Annotated in this window: 27 protein-coding genes and 1 pseudogene; 16 read left to right on the top strand and 12 right to left on the bottom strand. The window is 64.5% G+C overall.

Going from position 1 to position 26,331, the window contains the following annotated elements; genetic code table 11:
• Positions 1-2 precede the first annotated feature (2 nt).
• Complete coding sequence (locus tag IEW22_RS14640) at positions 3-1,331, bottom strand: aspartate aminotransferase family protein (RefSeq protein ID WP_229742721.1); 1,329 nt, start codon at positions 1,329-1,331, stop codon at positions 3-5.
• A gap of 325 nt (positions 1,332-1,656) precedes the next feature.
• On the opposite strand from IEW22_RS14640, the gene IEW22_RS14635 reads away from it, so the two are divergent.
• Genes IEW22_RS14635 through IEW22_RS14620 form a run of 4 tightly spaced genes read left to right on the top strand, consistent with a single transcriptional unit; the run spans position 1,657 to position 5,343 of the window.
• Positions 1,657-2,445, top strand: a complete 789-nt coding sequence (locus tag IEW22_RS14635; protein WP_188587360.1) for an SDR family NAD(P)-dependent oxidoreductase — start codon at positions 1,657-1,659, stop codon at positions 2,443-2,445.
• Positions 2,442-3,401: an ABC transporter permease gene (locus tag IEW22_RS14630; RefSeq protein WP_188587359.1), complete on the top strand. Its 960-nt coding sequence runs from the start codon at positions 2,442-2,444 to the stop codon at positions 3,399-3,401. Before IEW22_RS14635 ends, IEW22_RS14630 begins: the two co-directional genes overlap by 4 nt.
• Positions 3,401-4,513: a taurine ABC transporter substrate-binding protein gene (locus IEW22_RS14625; RefSeq protein ID WP_229742719.1), complete on the top strand. Its 1,113-nt coding sequence runs from the start codon at positions 3,401-3,403 to the stop codon at positions 4,511-4,513. Before IEW22_RS14630 ends, IEW22_RS14625 begins: the two co-directional genes overlap by 1 nt.
• Positions 4,510-5,343: an ABC transporter ATP-binding protein gene (locus tag IEW22_RS14620; RefSeq protein WP_188587358.1), complete on the top strand. Its 834-nt coding sequence runs from the start codon at positions 4,510-4,512 to the stop codon at positions 5,341-5,343. Before IEW22_RS14625 ends, IEW22_RS14620 begins: the two co-directional genes overlap by 4 nt.
• A 12-nt stretch (positions 5,344-5,355) precedes the next feature.
• Here the strand turns inward: IEW22_RS14620 and IEW22_RS14615 are convergent, their stop codons facing one another.
• The gene (locus IEW22_RS14615) at positions 5,356-5,931 is read right to left on the bottom strand and encodes a GNAT family N-acetyltransferase (protein WP_188587357.1); all 576 of its coding nucleotides are present in this window, start codon (positions 5,929-5,931) and stop codon (positions 5,356-5,358) included.
• A complete protein-coding gene (locus tag IEW22_RS14610; protein ID WP_188587356.1) occupies positions 5,928-7,379 on the bottom strand; it encodes a hypothetical protein in 1,452 nt (483 codons plus the stop codon). The genes IEW22_RS14615 and IEW22_RS14610 overlap by 4 nt, the downstream gene beginning before the upstream one ends.
• Positions 7,380-7,617: 238 nt before the next feature.
• On the opposite strand from IEW22_RS14610, the gene rpsF reads away from it, so the two are divergent.
• The 4 genes from rpsF (at position 7,618) to rplI (ending at position 9,319) form a co-directional block, all read left to right on the top strand.
• The gene (rpsF, locus tag IEW22_RS14605; RefSeq protein ID WP_188587355.1) at positions 7,618-7,899 is read left to right on the top strand and encodes a 30S ribosomal protein S6; all 282 of its coding nucleotides are present in this window, start codon (positions 7,618-7,620) and stop codon (positions 7,897-7,899) included.
• Between the two features lie 130 nt (positions 7,900-8,029).
• Entirely contained in the window at positions 8,030-8,542 is a 513-nt protein-coding gene (locus tag IEW22_RS14600) for a single-stranded DNA-binding protein (protein WP_188587354.1), read from the top strand.
• A gap of 45 nt (positions 8,543-8,587) precedes the next feature.
• A complete protein-coding gene (rpsR, locus tag IEW22_RS14595; protein ID WP_188587353.1) occupies positions 8,588-8,845 on the top strand; it encodes a 30S ribosomal protein S18 in 258 nt (85 codons plus the stop codon).
• A gap of 18 nt (positions 8,846-8,863) precedes the next feature.
• Positions 8,864-9,319 carry a 50S ribosomal protein L9 gene (gene rplI, locus IEW22_RS14590; protein ID WP_188587352.1) on the top strand — a complete coding sequence of 152 codons (456 nt, stop codon included), beginning with the start codon at positions 8,864-8,866 and terminating at the stop codon, positions 9,317-9,319.
• Positions 9,320-9,500: 181 nt separating this feature from the next.
• Here the strand turns inward: rplI and IEW22_RS20195 are convergent, their stop codons facing one another.
• On the bottom strand, positions 9,501-9,938 hold the full coding sequence (locus IEW22_RS20195) for a hypothetical protein (RefSeq protein ID WP_229742717.1): 438 nt from the start codon (positions 9,936-9,938) through the stop codon (positions 9,501-9,503).
• On the bottom strand, positions 9,935-10,417 hold the full coding sequence (locus tag IEW22_RS20190; RefSeq protein ID WP_229742715.1) for a cation transporter: 483 nt from the start codon (positions 10,415-10,417) through the stop codon (positions 9,935-9,937). Before IEW22_RS20190 ends, IEW22_RS20195 begins: the two co-directional genes overlap by 4 nt.
• Before the next feature lie 68 nt (positions 10,418-10,485).
• Here IEW22_RS20190 and IEW22_RS14580 point away from each other — a divergent pair, with 68 nt between their 5' ends.
• On the top strand, positions 10,486-10,950 hold the full coding sequence (locus IEW22_RS14580; protein ID WP_188587351.1) for an SRPBCC family protein: 465 nt from the start codon (positions 10,486-10,488) through the stop codon (positions 10,948-10,950).
• Between the two features lie 293 nt (positions 10,951-11,243).
• On the opposite strand, the gene IEW22_RS14575 is transcribed toward IEW22_RS14580, so the two are convergent.
• Positions 11,244-12,026 carry a hypothetical protein gene (locus tag IEW22_RS14575; protein ID WP_188587350.1) on the bottom strand — a complete coding sequence of 261 codons (783 nt, stop codon included), beginning with the start codon at positions 12,024-12,026 and terminating at the stop codon, positions 11,244-11,246.
• Between the two features lie 242 nt (positions 12,027-12,268).
• On the opposite strand from IEW22_RS14575, the gene IEW22_RS14570 reads away from it, so the two are divergent.
• Positions 12,269-13,894 carry a DUF6345 domain-containing protein gene (locus IEW22_RS14570; RefSeq protein ID WP_188587349.1) on the top strand — a complete coding sequence of 542 codons (1,626 nt, stop codon included), beginning with the start codon at positions 12,269-12,271 and terminating at the stop codon, positions 13,892-13,894.
• 509 nt (positions 13,895-14,403) lie between these two features.
• A complete protein-coding gene (gene dnaB, locus IEW22_RS14565; protein WP_373284191.1) occupies positions 14,404-16,620 on the top strand; it encodes a replicative DNA helicase in 2,217 nt (738 codons plus the stop codon).
• A gap of 418 nt (positions 16,621-17,038) precedes the next feature.
• On the opposite strand, the gene IEW22_RS14560 is transcribed toward dnaB, so the two are convergent.
• Complete coding sequence (locus IEW22_RS14560; RefSeq protein ID WP_188587347.1) at positions 17,039-17,452, bottom strand: hypothetical protein; 414 nt, start codon at positions 17,450-17,452, stop codon at positions 17,039-17,041.
• Between the two features lie 242 nt (positions 17,453-17,694).
• Between IEW22_RS14560 and IEW22_RS20585 the strand changes: the two are divergent.
• Positions 17,695-18,828: pseudogene (locus IEW22_RS20585) on the top strand (MFS transporter); the annotation flags it as partial.
• A gap of 174 nt (positions 18,829-19,002) precedes the next feature.
• Here IEW22_RS20585 and IEW22_RS20180 read toward each other — a convergent pair.
• Positions 19,003-19,494, bottom strand: a complete 492-nt coding sequence (locus IEW22_RS20180; RefSeq protein WP_229742711.1) for a VOC family protein — start codon at positions 19,492-19,494, stop codon at positions 19,003-19,005.
• A gap of 140 nt (positions 19,495-19,634) precedes the next feature.
• Here IEW22_RS20180 and IEW22_RS14550 point away from each other — a divergent pair, with 140 nt between their 5' ends.
• Together IEW22_RS14550 and IEW22_RS14545 are read left to right on the top strand one after the other, a co-directional pair.
• Positions 19,635-20,498, top strand: a complete 864-nt coding sequence (locus IEW22_RS14550) for an SDR family NAD(P)-dependent oxidoreductase (RefSeq protein WP_188587345.1) — start codon at positions 19,635-19,637, stop codon at positions 20,496-20,498.
• A gap of 4 nt (positions 20,499-20,502) precedes the next feature.
• Positions 20,503-21,003, top strand: a complete 501-nt coding sequence (locus IEW22_RS14545; RefSeq protein ID WP_188587344.1) for a MerR family transcriptional regulator — start codon at positions 20,503-20,505, stop codon at positions 21,001-21,003.
• A 70-nt stretch (positions 21,004-21,073) separates the two neighbouring features.
• Here IEW22_RS14545 and IEW22_RS14540 read toward each other — a convergent pair whose 3' ends face one another.
• Positions 21,074-21,424 (bottom strand): VOC family protein, encoded by a 351-nt coding sequence (locus IEW22_RS14540; RefSeq protein ID WP_188587343.1) that lies wholly within the window; start codon positions 21,422-21,424, stop codon positions 21,074-21,076.
• A gap of 63 nt (positions 21,425-21,487) precedes the next feature.
• Between IEW22_RS14540 and IEW22_RS14535 the strand changes: the two genes are divergently transcribed.
• Together IEW22_RS14535 and IEW22_RS14530 are read left to right on the top strand one after the other, a co-directional pair.
• Entirely contained in the window at positions 21,488-21,886 is a 399-nt protein-coding gene (locus IEW22_RS14535; RefSeq protein WP_308421400.1) for a TIGR03668 family PPOX class F420-dependent oxidoreductase, read from the top strand.
• A 154-nt stretch (positions 21,887-22,040) separates the two neighbouring features.
• A complete protein-coding gene (locus IEW22_RS14530) occupies positions 22,041-23,270 on the top strand; it encodes a TY-Chap domain-containing protein (protein ID WP_188587341.1) in 1,230 nt (409 codons plus the stop codon).
• A gap of 6 nt (positions 23,271-23,276) precedes the next feature.
• On the opposite strand, the gene IEW22_RS14525 is transcribed toward IEW22_RS14530, so the two are convergent.
• The 3 genes from IEW22_RS14525 to IEW22_RS14515 form a co-directional block, all read right to left on the bottom strand.
• Positions 23,277-24,617, bottom strand: coding sequence for a flavin monoamine oxidase family protein (locus tag IEW22_RS14525; protein WP_188587340.1), 1,341 nt, complete (start codon positions 24,615-24,617; stop codon positions 23,277-23,279).
• Positions 24,618-24,706: 89 nt separating this feature from the next.
• Positions 24,707-25,132 carry a hypothetical protein gene (locus tag IEW22_RS14520; RefSeq protein ID WP_188587339.1) on the bottom strand — a complete coding sequence of 142 codons (426 nt, stop codon included), beginning with the start codon at positions 25,130-25,132 and terminating at the stop codon, positions 24,707-24,709.
• A 51-nt stretch (positions 25,133-25,183) separates the two neighbouring features.
• Positions 25,184-26,038, bottom strand: coding sequence for an LLM class flavin-dependent oxidoreductase (locus tag IEW22_RS14515; RefSeq protein WP_188587338.1), 855 nt, complete (start codon positions 26,036-26,038; stop codon positions 25,184-25,186).
• Positions 26,039-26,331: the final 293 nt, after the last annotated feature.

Genomic DNA, 26,331 nt, shown 5'->3' with positions numbered 1-26,331 from the left:
CGTCACAGTGCGCACAGTGCATCGTCCAGGATGGCCAGCGCCTGCTTGGTCTCCTCGGCGCTGACGATGCACGGCGGTGTCAGGTGGAAGCGGTTCATGTTCTGGAACATCAACAGCCCGTTGCGTTGTGCGCGCGAGGCGATCGCGGCCATCGCCGGCGACGATCCACCATAGGGTGCCAGGGGCTCCTTGGTGTCGCGATCGGCGACCAGCTCGATAGCCCAGAACACGCCGAGTCCGCGGACGTCACCGATCACCGGATGGCGTTCGGCCAACTCGGCCAGACCCGGACCGAGAACGGTCTCGCCGATGAGCGCGGCGTTGTCGACCACGTGCTCGTCGTGCATCGTCTCGATGGTGGCCACTGCTGCCGCACACGCCAGCGGATGCCCGGAGTAGGTGAGTCCCCCGGGGTATGCGCGAGTGGCGAATTCGTCGGCGATGCGCTCGCTGATCATGACGCCGCCCAGCGGGACGTAGCCCGAGTTGACGCCCTTGGCGAAGGTGATGAGGTCGGGTACGGCGTCGAAGTGCTCGAGTGCCAACCACTTTCCGGTACGACCGAAGCCCGCCATCACCTCGTCGAGGATCATCACGATGCCGAACTCGTCGCACAGCGCCCGGACTCCGGCGAGATATCCGGCCGGCGGCGGCATGATTCCGGCTGTGCCGGGGATCGATTCGAGGATGATCGCGGCGAATCCGGCTGGCCCCTCGAACTCGATGAGTGAACGCAGGTGGGCCAGCGCCCGTTCACATTCCTGCTCGTCGGTCTCGGCGTTGAACTGGCTGCGGTAGAGGAAGGGCGCGAAGAAGTGGACCGAGCCGGCGGATCCGTAGTCGCTGGGCCACCGACGCGGGTCGCCGGTGAGGTTGATCGCCTGCTGGGTGGCGCCGTGGTAGCCGCGGAATGCTGAGAGGGTCTTGTATCGCCCGGTGGTCAGCCGTGCCATGCGGATCGCATGCTCGACGGCATCGGCCCCACCGTTGGTGAAGAACACCTTGCGAAAGCCCTCCGGCGCGATGTCGATGATCAACTCGGCCGCACGTGCGCGCGCCTCGTTGGCATGTGCCGGGGCGATCGTGCACAGCTGATGGGCCTGTTCGGCGACAGCGGCGACCACCTTCGGGTGCTGATGGCCGATGTTGGTGTAGACGAGCTGAGAGGAGAAGTCCAGCAGTCGATTTCCGTCGCCGTCGATGACGTGCACGCCGTCGGCGCCGGTGATCACCAGCGGATCGACCGACGACTGCGCCGACCACGAGTGGAATACGAATGAGCGATCCTTGTCGTAGATGGCTTTGGCGGACGGGGTCGTTGGAGCGGGCACGGTGTCTCCTCGTGGGGATGGGTGGAAAACGTCGTCGTCTCGGGGCTGTTCACCCCGACCAGTCCACCGTGACACTCGCTTCGCATGCGAAGAAGAGCCAGAAATGATCATCTTGATGGTGCCAGTTCGCGCCGAGGTCGCCGCGAAGATCGCTCGACTGTTACGAAACCCGCTACGGGGTTACATCTGGCACTACAAATCGCCGTGGATGTGGATCTGTGCCGGTGCCAGATTCTCGCCGACGCTGGGTACATCCAGCGACCAATGCAGTTCGCGGCACGTGTGAGATCCCGGGATGTGTATCCCGAGAAGGGGGAGAATCCTCATGGCAGACAACCGCATCACCCACAGCGCGGCCGACCGCCCGGTCGCCGTGATCACCGGCGCGAGCAGCGGTATCGGGGCCGCGACCGCCTGGGCGCTGGCCCGCGCGGGCCACGACCTCGTACTGGGCGCCCGGCGCACCGACCGGCTCGGCGATCTGGCCGCCAAGATCGTCGCCGAGATCCCCGAGGTAGCGGTGTCGACCAGCGCACTCGACGTCACCGACGTAGACAGTGTCGACGCGTTCTGTGCCGGTATCAGCCGGGCCGATGTGTTGGTCAACAACGCCGGCGGCGCGATCGGTACGACCTCGATCGCCGACTCGGTCGACGACGAGTGGCAACAGATGTTCGACGTCAACGTGCTCGGTGTGCTTCGTGTCACGCGTGGATTGCTTGCGCTGCTTCGGAACTCACCGTGCGCGACAGTCGTGAGCATCGGCTCGATCGCGGCCGTCGAACCGTATCTCGGTGGCGGTGGATACAACGCCGCCAAACATGCGGTGCGGGCGCTGACCAGAGTCCTGCGACTGGAACTGCTCGGCGAGCCGGTGCGTGTGTGTGAGATCGACCCGGGGATGGTCGAGACCGAGTTCTCGATCAATCGGTTCGGTGGCGACGAGGACCGCGCCGCGGCCGTCTATGAAGGGCTCACACCGTTGTCGGCAGAGGATGTCGCCGAGGCGGTGGCCTGGGTCGCGACCCGACCCGCGCATGTCAACGTCGACTCGATGCTCCTGCTGGCCAGGGATCAGACGAGTGCCCAGCGAGTGCATCGGGTGACGGCATGACGTCGGGTCCGGCGCCGACCGAAGCCGACCGGGTCGACGCCGAGCACGCCGAGCACGGGCAGGCAACGGTTACCGCCACTGCCACCGCGACGTCGCCCGACACATCCGCAGCCGGACGCTCTGGACGGTCCTCGCGGTTGGTTCCATCGCAGAAGACTGTGCGGCAGTGGATCATCCGAGTCGCAGCCCTCGTGGTGTTCCTGTTCGCCTGGTGGGTCGTCACAGCGGCGGACCTCGTCAAACCGCTGTACCTGCCGGGCCCGGGTGCGGTATGGGATGCGTTCGTGCGGGCCAACACCTGGCATCAGGTGGCTCCTGGAGTGCCCCGCGAGGTCCTGGGTGAGCAGAACTACTTCTTGTGGGAACATCTCATCGCGAGCCTGCAGCGCATCTTCGCCGGCGTCGGTATCGCGATCGTCGTCGGGGTGGCGCTCGGTGTGCTGATGGGTACCTCACGCGCCGTGGCGACCGTGATCGAGCCCTACCTCAATTTCCTTCGCGCACTACCGCCATTGGGCTATTTCAGCCTGCTGATCGTGTGGTTCGGCATCGGTGACACCTCGAAGATCTGGTTGCTGTTCCTCGCGGCCTTCCCCGCCATCACCGTCGCGACTGTCGCGGGCATCTCGGGGATCAAACAGGACTACATCAACGCGGCGAGGTCACTGGGCGCCCGGCGGCGACAGGTCGTCACCCGGGTAGTGCTGCCTGCTGCACTACCCGACATCATCAACGGCATCAGACTCGCGGTGGGATTCGCGTGGACCACCGTGGTGGCCGCCGAACTCAACAACGGCATCCCCGGCATCGGCGGTCTCGCCTACATCGCCGGAACCCAGCTGCGGACCCCGCTCGTCATCGCCTGCATCATCGTCATCGGTATCACCGCGCTCGTCCTCGATTCGATCATCAAGTGGATCGGCGTGCTCGCCGCTCCGTGGAAGGGAAAGGCATGATGCCCGCGAGCCACACGACGCAGAGCCGTCGACCACGCATGTCGGGTCGCGCACTGTCCAAATTCGTTGCGCTGCTGATGTGTGCATGCGCGCCGCTGGCACTGTCGTCATGCATCGTGAAATCCGGTCGCGGCGAACAGAGTCGCTCACTCAACGTCGAGGTGACCTGCCCGGTCTCCCCTGACACGTCGGTAAACGGTCAGATCCGCATCGGCTATCAGCAGATCCCCAACGGTGACCTCGTGGTGAAAGACGCCGACATGCTCAGCAAGTGCATGCCGAATGCGAAGATCACCTGGACCCAGTTCTCGTCCGGCGCCGACGTCGTCCGCGCATTCGGTTCGGGCTCATTGGATCTGGGTCTCTACGGGTCGGCCCCGGCCGCCAAGTCGTTGTCGGCACCGCTGAATCTCGACGTCAACGTGGTGTGGATCCAGGACGTGATCGGTGGAGCCGAGTCACTGGCGGTTCGCGACCCCGCCATCAAGACGATCGATCAGTTGCGCGGCAAGAAGATCGGTGTGCCGTTCGGGTCCACCTCGCACCTGAGCCTCATGTCGGCGCTGGAGAAGGCCGGACTCACCAAGGACGTCACGGTGATCAACCTGGAGCCGAGCGCGATCCTCGGGGCATGGCAGGGCGGCCAGATCGACGCGGCATGGATCTGGGAGCCCACGCTCTCGGAACTGACAACCAGCGGTCACATCATCATGACCGCCGAGGACACCGCCAACGCCGGCAGTCCCACCTTCGACCTCGAGGGTGCACGTGGGGCATTCGTCCGTGACAACCCGGCGGCGATGAAGATGTGGACGGTTGCGCAGAACTGGGCGGTCGACCTCATCAAGAACCATCGCGACGACGCGGTCGGCCGCATCGCCGGCCAGCTCGGCGTGGATGCGGCGCAGGTGCGTACCCAGCTCGACGGATACATCTACCTGACCGCCAAGGAACAGGCCGAGCCCAAGTGGTTCGGCGGCGGATTGGCCACCGACCTGCGCAACACCGCGACCTTCCTGCTCAATCAGGGCGAGGTCGACGCGGTCAGCTCCCCGCAGACGTACGTGAACGCGGTGTACGGCACATCAATTCGAGAGGTTGCACAACCATGACCGACCAGACGACTACTCCCGACAAGGCAGCGACCGACATCGAGCCGGACCTGCGCAACCGTCTCACGCTGACCGCTGTCGGTCAGACGTATTCATCAGGGTCCGACGAAGTGGTCGCACTGGCACCCACCGATCTCACCATCGATCCCGGCGAGTTCGTCTGCCTGGTGGGGCCGTCGGGCTGCGGCAAGACCACGCTTTTGCAGATCATCGCCGGATTCCTCGAGCCCACCAGCGGAACGGTGATGATGGGATCCACACACGTCCGCGGGCCGTCACCCGATCGCGGCGTCGTCTTCCAGGCGCCGACCCTGTACCCCTGGATGTCAGTGCGCGGCAACGTCGAATTCGGTCCCCGCTCCCGCGGTGTCGGCAAAGCGCAGCGTCGCGAGATGGCCGACACGATGCTGGAGACGGTGGGGCTCACCGGGTTCGGCGATCGGCGGCCCTACGAGCTGTCGGGTGGTATGCAGCAGCGCGCCCAGATCGCCCGGGTGCTGGTGAACAATCCGCGGATCATCCTCATGGACGAGCCCTATGGTGCGCTCGATCCGCTGACCCGGGAACGCCTGCAGGTCGAGTTGTTGTCGTTGTGGCGCCGGGAACGCAAGACGGTCATCTTCGTGACCCACTCGGTGGAGGAGGCGGTGTTCCTGTCGACGCGGGTGCTGGTGATGAGTGCGCGGCCCGGTCGGGTGATCATCGACCGCAGGATCGAGCTGCCGGGTGACGGTCCGGAGGTCGTGCGGTCGCCCGCGGTGATCGCGACCAGCGAGTTCCAGCAGCTCAAACTCGAACTGGCCGAGGCGATCTACGCGGCTCACGGCTGATCACGGCACCGCTCAGCTGATCCGTGCGACCAGCTTCTCCTTGGCGCCCGGCCAGTCCTCGTCGATCATCGAGTACTGGGCGGTGGTGCGCCATCCGCCGTCGGTGGCGGGGCGGTGCTTGCGCAGCAGCCCTTCGAAGGTCGCCCCGAGTTTGGCGATGGCCGAACGGGATCGGGCGTTGCGTTCGTCGGTGTGCCACACCACGCGAACGGCTCCGGCGACCTCGAAGGCGTAGCGCAGCAGGAGCAGTTTCGCCTCGGGGTTGACCTTGCTGCCGTGTCGGCTCGCGGCATAGAAGGTGTAGCCGATGGCCACCGACCGGTTGCCGGGGTCGATGTCGTAGAAGCTGGTCGACCCCACCAGGTCGCCGGTGGAGTTGTCGATCACCGCGTACGCCACCCGGAACGGGTTGTCGAAGGCCGCGTCGATATAGGACTGGGCGGCCTCGGTGCCAATGGGCACCGCCGACAGGCGGAAGGGTTCGGGATCGTCGACCACCTCGCCGAGGGCGGTGGCGTCCTCGGCGCGCAGTGGCCGCAGCGTCACATGTCCACCGGCCAGGGTCGTCGCTTCGATCCACTCGCTCATGCAGGCACCTTCTCGAATTTCTTGGGCGGCAGAGCCATCCGGCCCACGGATGCGAGTGGCTCGCGCAGTCCGACCCGGATGAACATCACGATCATCACCAACAGGATCGCCGATTTGACCCACACACCCACGTTGACCCCCGTCATCACCCACCATTTCATATGCGAATGCGACGTGTAGATCCCGAACAGCCGGAAGATCGTGAGGTCGAGGATCGTGTCGGCGGCGATGTAGGCGACGATCACCGGCCACCACACGCGCAGCAGCACGAAGAACGGCAGAATCCACAGCGTGTACTGCGGTGAGTGCACCTTGTGGAACAGCATGAACCCGGCCAGCATCGACGCGCTGACACCCACCCACGGGTAGATGCCGTCGCGCAGCCAGACCCGGTAGCCGAGGTAGAGCGCGAACACGAACGTCGCCAGGATCAGCAGCGGTGAGGCCACACCCACGATCGAGTTGTAGGTGTTGTCGGTCCCGCCGGTGAAGTGTCGCAGACCCCAATACCAGATCGAGTTGGTGTCGACCACGGCCTTGCGCTTGCCCTGGAACGACAGCGACGCGCGCCACCCCCGCCATCCCAGGAGCATGAACGGCAGGTTGATCGCCAGGACGGTGACCGCCGCGGCGATGACCACCCACACCGCACCCACCCAGTCGAGTCCGGCCGCGCGCATGCGCGACCACCACGATCCCGACCCGGCGTCGGTGAGGGTGCGCCCGTAGAGCAGGACGAACAGGGCCAGCGGTGCGACGAAGAACCCGGGATAGAGCTTGAGTGTGAAACCGACGCCGAGCACCACCGAGGCGATGACCGACGACGTCCGCAGCGACATGTGGCGCTCACCGGTCGCCGGGTCGCGGGAGGCGCCGAAGGCCATCACCGCGATCGCGAGCACCGAGGTGAACACCACCGGCAGTTCCCAGTTGTGGAAGGCGTAGAGCAGCAGCGGGGGAGTCGCTGCCCACCACAGTGCCCACCAGCGGACCATCAGGCCGAGCAGGATGGTGATGGCCAGACCGAAGGGGGCCAGCAGGATGGCCGAGTGCAGCAGGAACTGCGTGTCGTTGTGCGCCCCGATCGCCCCGAGGTACATGAGCAGTCCGCTGGCCACCGGGTACTCCACGACGCCGCGGTGCAGCACGCCGGCGTCGTCGATCCAGCCGTGGATGTAGGGGAACACGTGGTTGTTGATGTCGCGCCCGGTCCACAGGTACATCAGGTCGGAGTAGCAGGGTGCGATCTGCGTCCCCACGCCGACAGGGAAGTGCACACTACGACCGTCGGGGTGGAACGGCGGACCGCCGCAGCTGACCTTCACCTGGTAGCCGAGGTACATCATCACCAGCGTGAGCAGGCACAACGTCAGCAGCATCACGATGAGCTGGCCGGAGCGGGCGAACAGGCGCAGCCGCCACTGATCGAGGCGGGAGGCGGCGGGCATGCGCTACAGGTTAGGCAACGCCGTCGGTGCTGTGGTCGTGAGCATCCCCTACAGCGGTCGCAGTGGACGATATGACCATGGCCGGTGCTCTCGGGGACCCTCTCGACCGGCAGGGTTCGGTGACACTGATTTCGCAGGTGGGGGCCAGTTCGTGTACCTTGGACGGGTTGCCGACGCAGGCGACCCTCCTGCCGCGGACAGTCCGCGGCCGATAGACCGTAGGAGGTGATGTGGTCACATGCGTCATTACGAATTGATGGTGATCCTCGATCCTAATCTGGACGAGCGCACCGTTGCCCCATCCCTGGATACTTTCCTCAATGTCGTCCGTCAGGGCGGCGGCAAGGTCGATGGTGTGGACATCTGGGGCAAGCGCCGTCTTGCTTACGAGATCCTCAAGCACAACGAGGGCATCTATGCCGTCATCGATCTCAACGCCGAACCGGACACGGTGACGGAGCTCGACCGTCAGCTCAAGCTGAACGAGTCGGTTCTGCGCACCAAGGTCCTGCGTAAGTGATCTGACCGAGTGAACCGATCGGGTTCGTCAGACGTCTGACTTATGTTCGAACCGAACAGGTTCGATGTCAGCTACGTTCGAGACCCAGAGCACCATCTACGTGCACTCACACCAGCGTTAGGGGATACCCATGGCAGGCGAGACCGTCATCACCGTGGTCGGCAATCTGACCGCCGACCCGGAGCTGCGTTTCACCCCGGCCGGGGCCGCGGTCGCCAACTTCACGGTGGCGTCCACTCCGCGGACCTTCGACCGTCAGACCAACGAATGGAAAGACGGCGAGGCACTCTTCCTTCGCTGCAGCATCTGGCGCGAGGCGGCCGAGAACGTCGCCGAGAGCCTGAGCAAGGGCACCCGCGTGATCGTGTCCGGACGCCTCAAGCAGCGTTCGTACGAGACCAACCAGGGTGAGAAGCGCACAGTGGTGGAACTCGAGGTCGACGAGATCGGTCCTTCACTTCGGTATGCCACGGCAAAGGTCAACCGTGCCTCCCGTGGCGGGGGCGGCGGCGGATTCAGCAATAACTCCGCGCCGGCCGGATCGCGTAGCGGTGGCTCGTCTTCTGCGGCCGCGCAGGACCCGTGGGGCAGTGCCCCGGCAGCGGGTTCCTTCGGCGGGGCCGACGACGAACCGCCGTTCTAGAGCACACCATTACTTGAGAACGAATCAGTGGAGTAACGAAAAACCATGGCTAAGAAGCCGAGCGGACGCAAGGTCCGCGTGGAGAAGGTCACCAAGACCAAGGCGTGCACCTTCTGCAAAGAAAAGAACCTGAAGATCGACTACAAGGACACCGCGCTGCTGCGTCGTTTCCTGTCCGACCGCGGCAAGATCCGCTCGCGTCGCGTGACCGGTAACTGCGTGCAGCATCAGCGCGACGTCGCTGTGGCCGTGAAGAACTCGCGTGAGGTGGCACTCCTGCCCTTCACCTCGACGGCTCGCTGAGCGGAAGGACGAGAAATCATGAAGCTCATTCTCACCGCTGAGGTCGACAACCTCGGTGTCGCAGGCGACACCGTTGAGGTCAAGGACGGCTACGGCCGCAACTACCTGCTGCCCCGCGGCCTGGCCATCCCGGCCACCCGTGGCGCACAGAAGCAGGTCGAGGACATCCGTCGCTCGCAGGAAGCCCGCGCCGTTCGTGGCCGCGAGCACGCCAACGAGCTCAAGCAGGCCATCGAGGGTCTCACCGACGTCAAGCTCGGTGTGAAGACCCACGATTCGGGCAAGCTGTTCGGTTCGGTGTCCACCGGTGACATCGCCGGTGCGATCAAGACCGCAGGCGGCCCGACCATCGACAAGCGCTCGGTTGCGCTGCCGCAGGGACACATCAAGTCCACCGGCACCTTCCCCGTCGAGGTCACGCTGCACCCCGAGGTCGTCGCGAAGGTCGATCTCGCCGTCATCGCCGAGAGCTGACCGCACTCGTCGCGTAGCGAATGTCCGCAGTGCCCGGTACCCCGTGGGGTGCCGGGCACTGCTGTGTTCGCGGGCCGTGTCGCGTGCGTGCTGCGCCCGGGCGTTTCGATCACGCGCTCAATGGATCACGCGCTCAATGGATCACGCACTCAATCGATCACGCGCTCAATCGATCACGCGCTCAATCGATCAGGCGGTCGTCGGTGGTCAGCTCGACGGTCGCCCACACCTGGTAGCCGAGCTCGCCCAGTCCGTCGGTGATCGAACGACGGATCTCGTCCTCGTCGTCGATACCGAATTCCTGGTGATCGCTGATCAGATAGTCGCCCTCCACATAGAGGCGCTGTCCGAGCTTGGTGGAGCGGATCACCGGTGTGGGCAACTCGAAGCGGCGAGACGTCGCCTCGACGACTCCGTTGATCTGGTGCATCAGTGGAGCAGGTGGGGCCGCCTCGAGCAGCTCGCGCATGCCCTCGCGGATCAACCCGATGGCCATCGGCGTGACGGACACACATGCGATGAGCACGAGGATCGGATCCACGTAGCTCGCGATCGTAGGGTGCCCGGACCCGTTCAGCGCCACCGCGATACCGCCGCCGACGGCCACCATGACGCTCAACAGTGAACTGGCCCGCCACGACACCCACTCGGCCTTGGCCAGGGCCGAATGGCGAGCGTAGGACCGTAGGACCGTAGCCACCCCATCACCGCAATCGAGGCGACCGCCGACACGACGCCGTAGATGACCACCGACGTCGCCGCGGCATCCGAGCCGCCGTCGCGGATGACGATGACCGCGTCTGCCGCACCGTAGGCCACGGTCGCCAACAGTGCCGCGCCCTGCAGTGCGACCGCGAGCGGGGTCGCCGCATGACGTCCGAATGGGTACTGCTTGGTCGGCGCCGAGACCGCGACACGGGCCGCGAGCATGGACACCCCCACCAACACGATCCCGGCGAGGCTGAACATGCCGTCGAACAAGACGACTCGTGAGCTGCTGATGACGCCCCAGATGATGGCGACGGTACCCAGAAGGGTCGAGGCGGCCAGACTGGTGGCCAGCGCACGCCATTCGTAGTCGCTGTCGGCTGATGCCATTCGTGCAGTCTAGGTCGGTGCCGCGACGCCGCATTGCCAAGTGGCCGATCCTTGGGCACGGTGGAGTCATGAGCGAAACGACGAGTGTGACCGTGGAACGTGTGATCGACAGTCCAGTCAACGAGATCTTCGACGTGCTGAGCAACCCCCACCGCCATCTCGAACTCGACGGTTCGGGGTTCATCCGCAGCGTCGAACACGGCGATCGGATCACCGAGGTCGGGCAGGTGTTCACGATGAACATGGAGGGTGCTCACATGGGTGGTGAGTACAAGACCGACAACCACGTGACCGGATATGCGAAAGACAAGCTGCTCGCATGGCAGACGGCGCCCGTCGGCACCGAGCCGCCCGGGTGGGAATGGGTGTGGGAGCTGGAATCTCAGGGACCCGACTCCACACTCGTGCGCCACACCTACGACTGGTCGAAGGTGACCGACAAGGACCTGCTGCAGAAGGTCAAGTTCCCGCTGGTCACCGAGGACGAGCTCGAGGACACCTTGGGGCGGTTGGCCGCAGCGGTGTCGAGCTAGCGGTTTCAGGCCAGAGGGTTTCGGCTTTGGCGAGACCCCTGACTGGCCGGAATTCGGGCTGATCGTCGAGTAGCAGGACGGTCGAGCTGCTCGACAACAGTGCCCGGCGGTGCGCGCACACGCCGCACCGCCGGGCACTGTCGTTGGGAGCCGCAACCGGGAGGCCGGTTGCGGCCGGTTCTCCCGCCGATTCGTCGGGGGGTGAATCGGCGGGAGAAGTCTCGGGGATCGGTGGGTGCCGGGCAGAGCGGTCAGTATCGATCCGGGAGGTTGAGGTCAGCTCAGGACCTGGCTTATGTGGTCAGAGCGGCGAGATCCTTGCGTAGGGCGGCGAGGTCGAAGCCGTTGATGTCGTGGCCGTTGGTCAGTTTCTCCAACGACAGATACGCCAGCGACTCGTCGTTGAACTGCTGATAGCCGGCTGCCGTCATCGGCTGCCCAGATCCCCACGTGACGATCGTCGCATCACCGGAACGTTTGGCGATCGCCGGAATGTAGTGACCACCTTCGATTTTGGGGTGCGCGACAGCATCCCAGGGCTTGTGGTTGTTGAAGGCATCCATCCATTGCGAGCAGAACTCCACACCGATCCCGACCCCGTCGAACAGATAGGTGGCGTACCAGAGTTCATTGAGGTCTCCGGGTTCGAGTGAGACGTACGCACCGATCTTGTGCCGCTTCCCGTCGGCATCGACGAAGCCCGTCTTGCGTCGATATTTCGCGGCCACCTCCATATCGGTGCCCCTGTCGGTTGAGGGATCGTCGGGGTTGAATCCGGTCACCTCCGAGTAGTTCTCCAGCGCCGCATCAGCGTCGACGTTGACGGACTTTCCGGCCTCGGCGTTCCAGAGCATGGTCTCGTGACCGGCACCGGCGAAGACGCAGTCGCCGTAGCGGTCGTTGCCGAGCATTCCCCATGTCGGGATCAGCGTCTCGTGGCCGAATTCTGTCGGCGGACTGGGCAATACAGATGTATCGATGTAGTTCGACAGCCGGAGCTTGGCAGCTCCGGGCCGGGCCGGAGTCTTTCCGAGCTTCAGCGTGGTCGGTGAATGTGGTTGTGCCTGGGTGGTCATGACGTCTCCCTTGGAGGTGGGTGCCCTGCGAACATCGCCACTGTGCGCCGCTGCGGCCACCTGCGAATGAGTAGTGAACTACTCGAAAATCGACGAATTCGCATACGTGCCGGTTCGCTGGCGACACCGCCGGGTGAGGCGGCAAATCGGGTAGTCGACTACTCGATCCGCGGCCGGCTAGGTCAGCCACGGTGAGAATGCCCCCGACGATCGGCGGGCACTCGCTTCCAGGAGGCAAAGACATGACCAGCACGACAACAACACCGGCCGCAACCCCCACGACACCGACCGAGACGGTCGGCGCGAGTCGGATCGGTGTCGAGAATCCGTTCCCGGTGCGCGGCGACATGCAGGCGCAGGCCCGGGGAGAGGGCACCGCCGCCGCGCCCGACAACCAGTACGGAGGTTGCGCGATCCAGGTGTTCGACGCGAACACCGGCGCAGGGAATCTCGGGAACACTCACGCGGACGCACAAGGGTTCCTCAGCTATGTCAACCAATTCGACCAGATCAACTTCTATTTCGAGGACGCCGGGGTGAAGCCGTGGGAGTATCTGCCGTCGACGGACGACTACCAGGGCTTCTACGGGATGGATGCCGTTCGCGTGTTCTATCACTCGGGACATGGCGCAATGGCCAGCGACGGAACGTTTTACGCACCGATGGGTGCAGCGTGGGGAGGGCAGGACTGGGCTGTTTCCTCGTCGATGAGCATCGGAGACCAGTACCTGCGGTACATGTTCTGGAGCACATGTGAGTCGCTGGAGGTGTTGGGCGGTCAATCCCCGATCACGACGTGGAACCCGGTGAACAAGGGGCTGCGGATGATCTTCGGATTCCACAGCACCAGCGTTGACAGTGGGGATTACGGGAAGAACTTCTTCAGCGAATGGGGCAAGGGGAAATCGTTCAGTCAGGCGTGGCAGGATGCGAGCCTCGACATCAGCACGAACATGATCGTGTCGTCGGCCGCCTGCGGTGCGACGCAGCAGGAATGCCAGGACCGGCTATGGAACGAGCGGTTGTTCTACGGGGACGCCGGCAGCAACGCCTGGTACTGGTGGCGCTGGGCGGGCAACGCGCCCGGCAGCGTCGCCCGCATCGCGAATCTTGAGGTACCAGGCGGTCCCACACGTATGCGATTGCTGCGAAAGCGTGGCGACGCAGAGGCATTCGCCGAACTGGCGAGTCGGTACGGACTGTGCTTGGACGGTCAGGTCCCGGCAGGTCACGGTTCTCTGTGCGCGCAGGGTCGCGGCCGCAAGGTCATCATGGCTCACGACGGGACCTACGAGGTTGCCTTCGGCGAGCCCGACCGCAACGCAACTCTGGCCTCACATCAGGATCTGCGTGCGGCGGCCGACCGTGCGATCGACCGGTTCGGTGTCGCCGAGGGCATCGAGCTCGTATACGACCGGACCACAGCCACCTACCACGCGGGTGGGCCGGTGGACGATGCCGACATCTCCGATCCCCGGGTCGCTGATGTCACCGTCCACTACCGGCAGGTGATCGGCGGGGTGCCTGTGGTGATGGGCTCCCACGGCCACGTCAGGGTGACGCTGGACCCGACGGGTGCGGTCACTCGACTTGTCGACCGCACCCGACCCGTCGGGGAAGCGGTTCCGAAAAACGCTGTAGCAGAGGAGATCACAGACCCCGAGGCGGAGCTGTCTGCTACGACGCAGGCCTTGCTGCGCACGCTGGCGGCCAGCGGGGTACTGCACGATCGGGTCGAGACCGTGCCGAATACGACCGAGGTCGGGTATCGGTTGACGTCGGGTATGGCTGAACTGGTCGCGCGGCGTGAGGTCGATGTCGTCACCGGGCCGGTGCGCAAGCGGCATGTGGTCGAGGCGGTGCTCTGAGCACCGTAGCTGAGCGAGATCTCGAACAGACCGCGATCTCAAATTGGTACCGGGTCGGGTCGGAACCCGGCAAGATCCGCATGTTCGACGTGCGCTCAGCTGACATTCATTCGATTGACCGACGGTGTTGGTTGAAGGTGACGTCGAAGCGCCCAACACGCCCGAGCGTCCGATGCGACGCGACACGCCGACGGATGCCAATTCCACAGCGCATTGGTTCGCCATAGGCGGTCTACCTGCGGTGACGGTGCGAAAAAGTCGTGTTGTCCACAGGCTTCCCACAGTTGCGCACAGTGTCATCCCCCGCTCGTCCCCAGGGTGTCCACAGATTCGTCCACAGACACGTTTTGCAGCGTCGGCATCCGCACCTAGTGTGCTCGGGAGTGTCGTCGTCATCCGCGGCTTGTCGGTGGTTGGCGATATGAAGGCGGTACGCGAAACACGTAAGGGGTTGACGTGTCTCGCGCACCGACTTCGTACCGAGCGCGAACAGCAGGAGGTGGATGAGCGTGGCAGTGGTCGACGACCGTGGACATGCGCCGCAAGACGATCAGCCACCGCCATCCGAGGAGTTCGGCCGTCAACCACCGCAGGATCTGATGGCCGAGCAGTCCGTTCTCGGCGGGATGATGCTGTCGAAGGATGCGATCGCCGACGTCATCGAGAAGTTGCGGCCGGGGGATTTCTACCGTCCGGCGCATCAAGCCGTCTACGACGCGATCCTGGAGCTGTACGGCCGTGGCGAGCCCGCCGACGCCGTGACGGTGTCGGCCGAACTCGATCGCGCCGGTGAACTGCGGCGCGTCGGTGGCGCGCCCTATCTGCACACGCTGATCTCCACCGTGCCCACCGCGGCCAACGCCGGCTACTACGCCGAGATCGTCGCGGAGAAGGCGATCCTGCGTCGTCTCGTGGAGGCGGGCACCCGCATCGTCCAGTACGGCTATGCCGGTAGCGACGGGCAAGATGTCGCCGAGGTGGTCGATCGCGCGCAGGCCGAGGTGTACGAGGTCACCGAGCGACGTACCGCCGAGGACTATGTGCCGCTGGAAGACCTGCTGCAGCCGACGATGGACGAGATCGACTCCATCGCCTCGCGCGGGGGGTTGTCACTCGGTGTGCCGACCGGCTTCGCCGACCTCGACGCACTCACCAACGGTCTGCATCCGGGCCAGATGATCATCGTCGCCGCGCGACCGGGTGTGGGGAAGGCGCTGAGCCTGGATACCCCGCTGCCGACACCCACCGGCTGGACCACGATGGGTGGTGTCCAGGTGGGTGATCGACTCCTGGACGCACATGGTCGTCCCACGACGGTGGTTGCTGCCACCGAGGTGATGACCGACCGACCGTGTTTCGAGGTCGAGTTCTCTGATGGTTCGCGTCTCATTGCAGATGCGATGCATCAGTGGGCAGTTCATGTGGGCGCCAACAGAGGGGTGTTGACGACCGATGAACTGCGCTCCCATGTGGGACAGGCGGTTGTGCGCAACGCCAAGCCGATCGATCTGCCGCGCCGCAACTTCGTGTACGGGCCGTACACGGTGGCGGCGCTGGCCGGAATGGCGTTCGACGACCCGGAGATCGGGATGCGTATCGATGCGGAGGGGCCCGTCGACGTGATGTCGTTGATGGCCGACCTCGGCGGACGTATCCCGTGGGAGTATCTCCGTGGTTCCATCCCACAACGTCGTGCGTTGCTCGCGGGCATCCTGGATGCCCGCGGCATCGTCGACGACGATGGTCTGATCACGATCCCGATCGCCACCCGGCACATGACTGCGGTGCTGTCGGATCTCATTGCCGGACTGGGGTATTCGTTCACGCGCAAGTCAACGGGTTGGCTGCGGGTGGACGTCGGCGACGACGATGTGTTCACTGTGCACGCGAAGTCGGTGCGCCACAAGGAATTGCGTCGTCCCAGTCGCGGTCGCGTGATCACCGCGATCCGGGCTGTGGCGTCGGTACCCGTGCGGTGTGTGCAGGTGGACAATCCCGAGCATCTGTATCTGGCCGGCGAATCGATGGTGCCCACGCACAATTCGACGCTCGCGATGGACTTCCTGCGGTCGGCGGCAATCGGGCATCACATGACGTGTGCCATGTTCTCGCTGGAGATGAGCAAGACCGAGATAGTCATGCGTCTGCTCTCGGCGGAGGCCAAGATCAAGCTCGGAGACATGCGCTCTGGTCGGATGACCGACGATGACTGGACGCGCCTCGCGCGCCGCATGGGCGAGATCTCCGAGGCGCCGCTGTTCATCGACGACTCGCCGAACCTCACCATGATGGAGATCCGCGCCAAGGCGCGCCGACTCAAGCAGCGCCACGACCTGAAAATGGTTGTGGTGGACTACATGCAGCTGATGACCAGCGGTAAGAAGGTCGAGTCACGCCAGCAGGAGGTGTCGGAGTTCTCGCGTAGCTTGAAGCTGCTCGCCAAGGAACTCGAGGTGCCGGTGATCGCGATCAGCCAGCTCAACCGTGGTCCCGAGCAGCGCACTGACAAGAAGCCGCAGGTGTCGGACCTTCGTGAGTCGGGATCGCTGGAGCAGGACGCCGACATGGTGATTTTGTTGCATCGCCCGGATGCTTTCGAACGTGACGACCCGCGCGCGGGCGAGGCCGACATCATTGTCGGCAAGCACCGAAATGGGCCGACCGCCACAATCACTGTTGCGCACCAACTGCATTTGTCGCGGTTCGTGGATATGGCGCGGGGGTAGTTGGGCCTCTCATTCCGACGCGCGACCTGACCGCCGGGTCAGGACTGCACCACCCAGCGGAGCGAATCCGGCTTGAAAAACGTGTGGACGAATCCACAGGTGGTGCAGACGGCAGCGTCGGCACTCTGATTGGCTCATTCCATCCCCACGAAGGTCATCCCAGTGGTGGTCATCTTCTCTTCTCTTCGGGGTAGGTGAATCGTCCTGCTCCGCTGATCACACACGCCAACAGCTTGCCCATCACGATCGCTTGGTGGCCTTCGATATTCGACATGCCGGAATTGTCTCAGCCTCATTCCGAGCCGGGGCGTGGTGGTGAGGTCTGCCTGGACGGTCGAGCCGAGCGCTCGCTGCTTCGGCGCGAGCGCTGGTTGCCCCGCGTCGGTTGCCAGCGAGGCTCGATGAAACTCGAAGTCCGTTACCGCCGGAGTACGAACGTGAGTGCCGGCGTGTTGCCCGCGATCCCGACGCCGTTGTAGCCGCCGTGACCGTCGGAGGTGAGTTCGTCCCGAACTCCGGGAAGCCCGGAGCGGGCGTAGTCCACGACGATGACCGGGCGGCCGTTGACCACGGAGTTGGCGCGGTACACGTCGGCAGGGACGATTCGTCCCACCACGGTGTCGTTGATGACGCTGTTGCCGGTGAAGTCTTTGCCGAACCAGATCGCGTTGGCAGGCGCCGACCATCCGGTCAGTTGTCCGTTGTAATGGCCGACGGGGAACGCCTGCGGAGCCGGTGCCGCGCTGGCACCGCCGGCGAGCGATGAGGCGCCGATGAGTGCGGCGGCGCTGGCTGCGGTGGCGAGGACAGTTGTGCGGAGGGTGTTGATCATTGCTTGTCTCCCAGTGGAGTGGAGCTGCGTACCCATGGGGTTCGTCACGGTCGGCGGTGCGGATGGTCCGGCGTACGTGCGCATGTGATCGATCATCCTGTCGGGCGCTCTTCCTGGGGCAACGATCGGGCGATTGCTGCTGGTCGAGGCTGCGTATGACCGGTGCCAGTCACAGCCCATGCGACCATTCCGCGACTCGGTTACGGTGACTGACAATCTGGGACGATGCTGATGAAGGCGACATGGTCAGGAATTCCGAGATTCAGATGAACGTCTCGGTGATCACTCGCGCGCGGCGCTGGATGGCGATGGGACTACTGCTTTCCGTCCTCGGCGGCAGGGTCGTCGACGGGAGCTCGGATGGTCTCGTCGCGGTGGGTGTGCTTCCACTTGTCTGGCTCGCGATCATACGGTCGTGGCAGGAAGCTCTGACCTTCATTTCGCCGGTGCTCGCGCGACTGTTTCGCCGGTTCGATCCTGGGCGTGTTCTGGTGCTGTCGGATTTGACCGAAGCCTGTGTGGCGGGGGTCTTCCTCGTTGCCATGACGTGCGTGCCGGCGCGGGCGACGCCACTGCTCGTGGGGTACTTCGTTGTGACCGCGGTGTTCCCCGCTGTCGGTGATGTGGTCGAAGAACTCTATGCCCACAGGGTGGCCGCCATCGATCACGCGCAAGCGCTGAAGTTCAACGCCGGCATCTACTCCGCTCTGGCATTCTTCGGTCTCGTGTTTGCCATGCCGGGAGGCGCGGCGCTGGCCGGACTGTCGGTGAACGTCATCGTTGCGGTCAATCTTGGCTTCTCGTTCATCGGCGGTGGATTCCGTTGGTTCAGTTCGCGCACGACACTTTCCACAGTCGGTGACACTGTCGACCAGCATGACAACGCTGCTGTTGCGCGCACTCATCGCAGCCGCAGACTCGTGGGCGATCTCTTCACCTCCGGGCCAGGCTCTCCCGTTGTCGAGTTCGTGATTCGTTTCGGATCCACGGTCGCCGGGGTCTTCGTCTACCTGTGGATCGCACGTGCGATGCCGGGATCGAACTCTGGGGCGCTGGCAATCGTGATGGTGTGTTTCGGAGTCGGCGCGACAATCGGACCGTGGGTTGCGGTGTTTGTACGCCGACGGTTGCCGTTGGACCGGGCAATTGAACGTACCTACCTCGCGGGATGCGTGCTGTTGGCGATTGCGATCATTGTGGTCACTGAAACCCCGAATCCGTTCGCGTGGAAGTTCATGCTGGCCTTTGTCGTGCTCTGCGGGGTGTGGTCGCGAGTTGCAGCAGTTCTCACCGCGACCAGTCGGCAGATGAGTTTCGGCGGCACGCAATTCGCACGAATCATGGGCTGGGCTTTCTCTTTCGGGTCTGCCGGTGCACTGCTCGGCGCATGGGTCGGCGCTGCGTTGTCGCTGCCCGCGCACCCTGCTCTGGCTCTGGGGATCTATCTGGCGACGGTCGTGGTTGCACTTGTGGTTATCAGACGACGCCACGCACAGACGTGTGTGGGCCAACCTCAGATTCCGGCTCCGGTGTCGCCTGCACCGATCGGCCTATCGGCGACTGCCGCGCATGTACTCGTCGATGGTTCGGAACACAGTGTCGCTGCCGCCCTCCCAGACCGGCGTCGGGTCGGCCTGACCCGGCACCGGCTGATACAGCCACCACAGGTTGCCCCAGGGATCCTCGATGCGAGCGAGCGTGATCGACCCGTAGAACGGCGTCGGATCGGTGATCACCGTTGACCCATGTTCGATCGCGTGCTCCATCGCGTCTGCGACGTCGGCAACCCACACCTGGAACAGCCCCGGGCGCGTCGACCAGCCCGGCTGCGTGTCGGAGAGGAGTATGAGCGCATCACCGATCTCCATCTCGCCGTGGATGATTCGGCCGTCCGGTGTCGTCGTGTGCGCTTCGACCACCTCACGACCGCCGAACACGGACTCGGCGAACCGAATGAAGGCCACGGCGCCGTCGAGCACGACGAACGGGTTCACCGAGTTGCCTCGACCGGGGATGGCACCGTGCGACAGGACCTGCGTCATACAACCTGACTAGCAGATGGCTCCGACACATGGTCACAGAGAACGAGCGAGGTTCGCTGTACTTGCCTTGCGTTCGAGTGCGCTCGAACTCCTACCGTTCCACGTAGTCCACGAGCCCTACTGAGCGACAGGAGAAATTCATGACCACACCACTGACCTGGCTGATCACCGGAGCATCCCAGGGATTCGGCAAAGCGCTCACCGGCGAGGTTCTCGGCCGCGGGCAGGCGGTGGTCGCCTCCGTGCGCGACCCGGAAACCGTCGCAGATCTGGTTCATCGCTATCCGGACACCCTGTCTGTTGCCGTAGCCGATCTGCGGGAACCGGGCGCGGTCGAGCATGTGGCTGACCATGCCGTCAGCCGTTTCGGTGCCGTCGACGTACTCGTCAACAACGCGGGTCGAGCGATCGTCGGAGCAGCCGAGGAGCTCACCGTGGAGCAGTTGCGCGAGGTACTGGAGCTGAATTTCTTCGCCGCAGCAGCGTTGACACGTGCGGTGCTGCCGGGGATGCGTCAGCGCAAAAGCGGTACCGTCATCCAGATGTCCAGCCAGGGTGGTCGGCTTTCGTTCCCCGGTATGGGTGCGTATTCCGCCAGTAAGTTCGCTCTCGAAGGGTGGAGTGAGGCGCTGGCCGCGGAGATGGCGCCGTTCGGGGTACGCGTTGTACTGGTGGAGCCTTCGCGGTTCCGAACCGGCTTCAACACCTCGCACTCTCTGGGTATGGCGACGACAATGGATGCATACGCCGACGTCGTGGGACCCGTGCGCGCAGATCTGTCTGGCGCTGATGGCATTCAGGAGGGCGACCCTGCGCGAGCGGCAGTGATTCTCGCCGATCTCGCACAGGCAGATAGCATCCCGCTACGGCTGCCACTGGGCACCGAGGCTGTCGCCAGGCTCGGTCAGTGCTACGAGCGCGAACTGGCGAACGTACTCGACTGGGCCGACATCGCTCGGGGCGCGGACTTCCCAGGCATGCCGGCCGCGGCCCAGGCGGTCTGATCCCATGCCGACACACGACATCATGGCTCGAGTCATCAGAGAGCTCGGTGAGTCGTCAGACATCGACGGCACGCTGTCAATGGAGATAGTGCACAGACTCGTCGACGTTGGCGACGAGTCTGTGCCGATGTCCATCACAGAACTCGCGGAGTTGCTGGATCTCTCGCCGCACACGCTGCGCTACTACGAGCGTGCTGGGCTGGTGGATGTCGGCCGTGACTCGAGCGGACATCGGGTGTACGACGCACACGCGCAGCAGCGCCTCGTGTTCCTGACTCGAATGAGGTTGTCGGGCATGCCAATGCGCGACTTACAGCACTACGTCGACCTGGTCGACCAGGGTTCGGATACTGAACCCGAGCGCCTCGACATGCTCATCGAACATCGCGACACGATCCGCCGACAGCTGCGTGAATTGACACTGTCGTTGGTCGCCACCGAATGCAAGATTGCCACCTACGGCGGTCGTACCGGCGACGAGTCGGACGGTGCCGCACCAGAGTGACGGCGATGTCGGACGACCCGGGGCATCTCCGCAACAGGTCTTATCAGTGGGGGCCGCGTTCGCCGGGTTGTCACTCACCACCGGATACGCAGAACACGTTGCCGTCGGGGTCGGCCATCGTCACCCAGGCGAAGCCGCCCATCTCGTGCTCGGTGAGCTTCGTCGCCCCGTCGGTCACCAGTCGTTCAACGATCTCGGGGAATTCGGTCGAGGTGAAGTCGATATGCATCCGGTTCTTTCCCGGGGTCGGATCGTAGACCTTTTGAAACCCCAAGCGGGGTTGACCATCGACACCTCCGACGATGACGAACCAGCCGTCGTTGTCGGCCAACACCGTTCCTTTGATGGCTGTTGCCCACCACTGCGCCAGTGGCACGGGATCGGCGGAGTCGACGGTGATCATGCCCACGGAAAGCGTCATGGCGCGATCCTATGGTGATTCGCCGACCCTGGGTACCGTGTGGAAGGCATGATGGATGAACCGATGCGAGAACGCTTTGTGAACGCGCGAATCGGTCGGCTCGCGACCGTGACCCCCCAGGGCGCAGCGCATGTGGTGCCGACGGTGTTCGCCGAGGCCGATGGTGTGGTGTACACGTGCGTCGATCACAAACCGAAACGCACCTATCGGTTGCAGCGACTGGCGAACATCGTCGCCAACCCCGCGGTGTCGTTGCTGGTGGACCACTACTCCGATGAGTGGAGTCGGCTGTGGTGGGTTCGGGTCGACGGGCGTGCCGAGGTGATCACGCCGGAGAGTCCGGTCGGGGCCTTCGCTATCGATCTGCTCGCCGAGAAGTACCCGCAGTATCGCGATCAGCGACCCGACGGACCGGTGATCGTGATCCGTGAGCTGACGTGGCACCAGTGGTCGGCGAGTTGAGCTGTCGAACATCGAGTCGCGTCGGCCTCCTGTGAGAGCGCGATGACGCCACAACCGGCACGTCGAGGCGGTACTCGGGGGAGGCCACAGCAATGTCAGACCTTCGAACTAGTGTTTGAACATCTGATGATCGCCACCATGCATTGGAGGGGCTGTGGAGTACCCGAATTTGTCCGAGTATCAGCGCGAGTGGGAAGTGTTCGCACGCCGACTGAGCGAGCGAATGCGCATCCTCGAACGAGGCGAGACGCTCGACCTCATGCGCACAGATCCGTCCAGCGGGCTAGAACGCCGCATTCTCCAGGTCACCGTCACAGGCTCGAAGCGAGTGCGCTGCACCGCCCGCCGCAACACGTGGCTCGAGCTGGTGCTGTCCGATCCGGCAGCGCAGCAGTGGCAGCGACAACGAGGTGTCATGGTGTCGCTCGGGTGGCGGCGGTTGCGTTCAGGCGATCACATCGTGGAGTCGGGCCGGCGGTCGGTCGCCGATCTCGCCGATCAGCTGATCGCCGCACTACGTGAGATATGGGATATCGCCGATCCCGCGGAGGTTCGGGTGCGTGACTCGTCGCGCGAAGCCACGGCACCGACAACCTCCTATGACCGGCCACCGCATACGCGTCCGATCCCCATCTCCTCACCAGCTGCGGCGACCGTCGACGCGACTCATCTGCTGACGCTCGCGAGAGAGACGCTGCAGGCAGTAGGGCTTGTGCTGACCGATGTGAACGACCGATCCATCAGTGTCGACGTCGACGGGGTCCACACCAGACTCCTGGTCTCGCCATACGCATTGCGAGTGGAACTGTGCACGGTCATTGCGCACGGGACCCCCGATCTGGTTCTGCTCGGTGCGGTGATCGCCGAGCACTCCGCACGCTGGCCAGATGTGTCGATCGTGGTCACCAAGGGTCACGTGTTCGCGGTGCGCGCCATCGATGCGACCGTGTTCCATCCATCGAATCTGGTGTCAGCACTGCAGGATTGGACGGTGTTCCTCCGCGAGGGGGCGATCGACATCATCGAGCAACTTCAGCCCGATCAGGCCGCGTGGATGCGGGAAACCGATGCCGTCGGCATCGATGCGATGCCAGAGGGGTTGGCTGCCCTGTTGAGGGAGTACCGAGAGGAGCCGGAGTCTCTGACGTCCGACGAGCTCGCCCGACGGACTCGGGCCAACACCCCGCTGCTGAGGCGCTACGCCCGCATCTGCAGCGAACATCTCGCCGCCATGAAGCCGTGGCTCGACGCTGACGTTCCCGGTGGCACAGCAGGCACCGAGTGGACGGAGCAGAGCCGCGACATCGAGGCGTTCCTGCCGGTACTGACACGAGCGGTGGGCGTTGCGGCGCGGTGGAACGGGCGCTGGGAAACAGCTGCGTGAGCCCGTCTACTCCCACAGCTGTGAGATCGCCGCGTCGCGCCCGAGGATGTTCTCGGTCGCGCGCCGACCCGACAACAGTGCCGCGGTGACGGTGGCCGGATCATCGGTCCACGTCGCCTCACCGGCGAGGTGCACAACGCCGTCGATCGGAGTCGCCAGAACGTCGTGGTCGGCGGTCGTCGAGCCGACGGTCATGTAGGCGTATGACCCGAGAGCGAACGGATCACGTTGCCAGTGAGTCACATCGATCTGTGTCGGTTCGGGTACCCGGTGGCCGTAGATCTCACGCAGCGCGGCGAGGACTGATGCGGCGACATCCTCGTCGCTCCAATCGATCACTTCCCGCGCACATGGCCCGGCCGCAAAGGTCAGCAACGTGGGTTGCCCGTGCAATGCAGTGAGGTCGTACCACGAATGCCACCACTGCCCGGCCTTGCCCTGGCGTCGAATCGCGTAGACGTCGTCATCCCAGAATCTGGCCGGAAAACGGAGGAACACCTTCTCGAAAGCGTTCATCTCCAGTCGGCTCAGTGCGCCCGAAACGGGCTCCGGCAGTGGAGGATGAAAAGACAACGCACCGGACTTGAGTATCCCCACCGGCACCGTCACCACAACCCGGTCGGCGGTGAACACGCCCCGTGACGACTCGACCGTCACTCCTGAGCGATTCCAGTCCACTCGGGAGACCACATGGTCCAACTGAACGGTCAGCCCGTCGCCCAGATGCGACGCGAGCCGGTCGTAGCCGTCGGGAAACACCACCTCTTCGCCGACCGTTTCATCGTCGTCGAGGCCGTGCGCGTCGAGATCGTCGATCCACACGCCGTACTGTTCCTCGGTGCGGTGGCGCAGGTACTCACGAACGCGGGCGCATCGCTCATCTGGCCAATCACACTGTGCCAGAACGTGATCCACAGCAGTTCCGTAGGAGGTGCCGGGACCGATAGTCGAGACGAACTCGGTCAGGAGACCGTCAACGAGGTGGATGTCGGCAGCGAACTCCGCAGTCTGGGCATCGGTGAGACGGCGGCCGTCGGGGTCGTAGTAGGCGATGGGGCGTCCGTCGGGTTGATAACTGCCGACCGTGAACTCGACGGTTCGCATCCCGAATGCTTGGGTCACCGCGTACAGCGGAGCATCGTCGATGCCGTGTATCCACGAGGCGCCGAGGTCGGTGACCGTGTCCGCGGTGCGCTGGGTGTGGACACGCCCGCCGATGCGGTCACGCGCTTCGAGGATCACCACCCGCTGCCCTGCGCGAGCGAGCAGGCGGGCGGCGGTGAGCCCGGCGATTCCCGCTCCCACCACGATCGTGTCGTGGTGATGGGACGGGATCGTGGCGCTCATGGATGTCAGTCTCGCAGCATCTCACGGCGCACGTTCGGCTGGCGCACGTTCGGCCCAGTCCTCGTTCGGCCCGGTCCGTGGCATGAGCGTCAGGGCAGCGACTTCTTCAGGAGCGATTCGGGGTCCATGCTGACTTTGGCGTCGACCCGATTCTGCGGTGTCACCACCGCGTCACAAGTGAACGGCAGGGTGGTGTCGGGTTCCGGCGACAGGGCAGCGGTGCCGGTGACGATGAAATGCTTGTCGGTGCCGGGCCGGTAGTCGAGAAGACTGTCCTCGGGCGGGGGAGCCGTTGACAGGGTCGCCGTGCTCATGTGGACGATGTGACCGTGTTGGTTCACTGCTGCGGTGAGCAGGTACATGGTCTCGGCGCGGCACTTCTTGGTCGCCACCTTCTGGGGCGAGGTGATGCTCCAGAAGAAGAGTGCAATGACGCCACCCACGACAGTCAGGGAAAAGACCGCGACCAGTGTCTGATTCCTCGAGGTCCTGCGGCGGGCGTCAACGGTGCTCACGCGGGAATGGTAGTGGACAGCAGCTGAGGTGCCGTGCTGACGGCAGCCCGCTCACAACCGCTCGGCGGCGATCCTCTCCAGCATCTCCTCGGATCCCTTGTACGGAGGTTCGCTCCGCGGCCACGCCAGGATCACATCGGTGAAGCCCAGGCCCGCGGCGCGACCTGTGATCTCGTCGAAGGCGCCGATGCTCTCGAGTGGACTGAGTGGACACGACGCGAGGTTGAGGTAGCGGGCGAACCTGTCGGCATCGGGTCGCTCGGCGAGCCGCGTCTCGAGAACCTCGCGGCTGCGGCCGAGCTCGGCGAACCAGGTCTCGACGTCGTCGGTGACCGCACCGTTGGTGACCCAGCCGTCGCCGAATGCAGCCGCGAAACGGATCGAGCGGGGTCCGTTGCCGGCCATGAGCAGCGGCACGCGGTCGCGGACCGATCCGCCGACCAGTCGCATGTCGCGCGACGAGTAGTACTCACCGGCCGCGCTCACGTGATCCTCGCGCAGGGTCCGATCGAGCAAGCGAGCGAATTCCTGTAGCCGGTCGACCCGTTCCCGTGGCGTCTGCGGGCTCTGCCCCAGGATCAAGTCGTCGGGAGTGCCGCCAGCGCCGAGTCCGGCGAGAAGCCGACCGTCCGAGATGTCGACCAGGGTCTGGATCTCACGGCTCAACGACACCGGATGCCGGAAGTTCGGAGAGAAGACAAAGGCGCCCAACATGATTCGAGAAGTGACTGCCGCCGCGGCGGTGAGCGTCGGGATGCACGAGAACCATTGCGAATCGGGTAACCCGCCCCACACGAGGTGGTCGAACGTCCAGGCGTGGTCGAAACCCAACTGCTCGGCACGTTCCCACGCAGGTCGGGTCTGCTGCCATGGGCGGTCGGGCAGAATGAACACTCCGTAACGCATGGTCAGCACCTGCCTTCGGCAATCACGATCAGCCACCTTACGGGACGCGATTCGCCTCCCAGCGTGGTGAACCCTGCCGGGGCGCGGCGGTGGACATAATGGTGGTCATGCGACACCGAATTCTGGCTGCTGCGATGGCCACCGCAGCGGGGTTCTCGTTGGCCGCGTGCGGCAGTGCCGGGTCCACGGACACATCGGGATCAGATTCCCGGCCGTCGTCAGCCACGCAACCTGTGTCGACCTCGCCGACTGCATCGCCGACTGCATCGCCGACTGCATCGCCGACTGCATCG

Origin of the sequence: Gordonia jinhuaensis, assembly GCF_014639795.1 — a bacterium.
Classification (GTDB): Bacteria; Actinomycetota; Actinomycetes; order Mycobacteriales; family Mycobacteriaceae; genus Gordonia_B; species Gordonia_B jinhuaensis.
Note: the sequence above shows the minus strand (reverse complement) of the source record. Positions and strands in the feature narration are given on the sequence as shown.

Excerpts from the sequence above, each read along its gene's own strand:
- IEW22_RS14635 (WP_188587360.1), top strand. The coding sequence starts at position 1,657 with ATGGCAGACAACCGCATCACCCACAGCGCGGCCGACCGCCCGGTCGCC.
- IEW22_RS14630 (WP_188587359.1), top strand. The coding sequence starts at position 2,442 with ATGACGTCGGGTCCGGCGCCGACCGAAGCCGACCGGGTCGACGCCGAG.
- IEW22_RS14625 (WP_229742719.1), top strand. The coding sequence starts at position 3,401 with ATGCCCGCGAGCCACACGACGCAGAGCCGTCGACCACGCATGTCGGGT.
- IEW22_RS14620 (WP_188587358.1), top strand. The coding sequence starts at position 4,510 with ATGACCGACCAGACGACTACTCCCGACAAGGCAGCGACCGACATCGAG.
- IEW22_RS14615 (WP_188587357.1), bottom strand. The coding sequence starts at position 5,931 with ATGAGCGAGTGGATCGAAGCGACGACCCTGGCCGGTGGACATGTGACG.
- IEW22_RS14610 (WP_188587356.1), bottom strand. The coding sequence starts at position 7,379 with ATGCCCGCCGCCTCCCGCCTCGATCAGTGGCGGCTGCGCCTGTTCGCC.
- rpsF (WP_188587355.1), top strand. The coding sequence starts at position 7,618 with ATGCGTCATTACGAATTGATGGTGATCCTCGATCCTAATCTGGACGAG.
- IEW22_RS14600 (WP_188587354.1), top strand. The coding sequence starts at position 8,030 with ATGGCAGGCGAGACCGTCATCACCGTGGTCGGCAATCTGACCGCCGAC.
- rpsR (WP_188587353.1), top strand. The coding sequence starts at position 8,588 with ATGGCTAAGAAGCCGAGCGGACGCAAGGTCCGCGTGGAGAAGGTCACC.
- rplI (WP_188587352.1), top strand. The coding sequence starts at position 8,864 with ATGAAGCTCATTCTCACCGCTGAGGTCGACAACCTCGGTGTCGCAGGC.
- IEW22_RS20190 (WP_229742715.1), bottom strand. The coding sequence starts at position 10,417 with ATGGCATCAGCCGACAGCGACTACGAATGGCGTGCGCTGGCCACCAGT.
- IEW22_RS14580 (WP_188587351.1), top strand. The coding sequence starts at position 10,486 with ATGAGCGAAACGACGAGTGTGACCGTGGAACGTGTGATCGACAGTCCA.
- IEW22_RS14575 (WP_188587350.1), bottom strand. The coding sequence starts at position 12,026 with ATGACCACCCAGGCACAACCACATTCACCGACCACGCTGAAGCTCGGA.
- IEW22_RS14570 (WP_188587349.1), top strand. The coding sequence starts at position 12,269 with ATGACCAGCACGACAACAACACCGGCCGCAACCCCCACGACACCGACC.
- IEW22_RS14560 (WP_188587347.1), bottom strand. The coding sequence starts at position 17,452 with ATGATCAACACCCTCCGCACAACTGTCCTCGCCACCGCAGCCAGCGCC.
- IEW22_RS20180 (WP_229742711.1), bottom strand. The coding sequence starts at position 19,494 with ATGACGCAGGTCCTGTCGCACGGTGCCATCCCCGGTCGAGGCAACTCG.
- IEW22_RS14550 (WP_188587345.1), top strand. The coding sequence starts at position 19,635 with ATGACCACACCACTGACCTGGCTGATCACCGGAGCATCCCAGGGATTC.
- IEW22_RS14545 (WP_188587344.1), top strand. The coding sequence starts at position 20,503 with ATGCCGACACACGACATCATGGCTCGAGTCATCAGAGAGCTCGGTGAG.
- IEW22_RS14540 (WP_188587343.1), bottom strand. The coding sequence starts at position 21,424 with ATGACGCTTTCCGTGGGCATGATCACCGTCGACTCCGCCGATCCCGTG.
- IEW22_RS14535 (WP_308421400.1), top strand. The coding sequence starts at position 21,488 with ATGCGAGAACGCTTTGTGAACGCGCGAATCGGTCGGCTCGCGACCGTG.
- IEW22_RS14525 (WP_188587340.1), bottom strand. The coding sequence starts at position 24,617 with ATGAGCGCCACGATCCCGTCCCATCACCACGACACGATCGTGGTGGGA.
- IEW22_RS14515 (WP_188587338.1), bottom strand. The coding sequence starts at position 26,038 with ATGCGTTACGGAGTGTTCATTCTGCCCGACCGCCCATGGCAGCAGACC.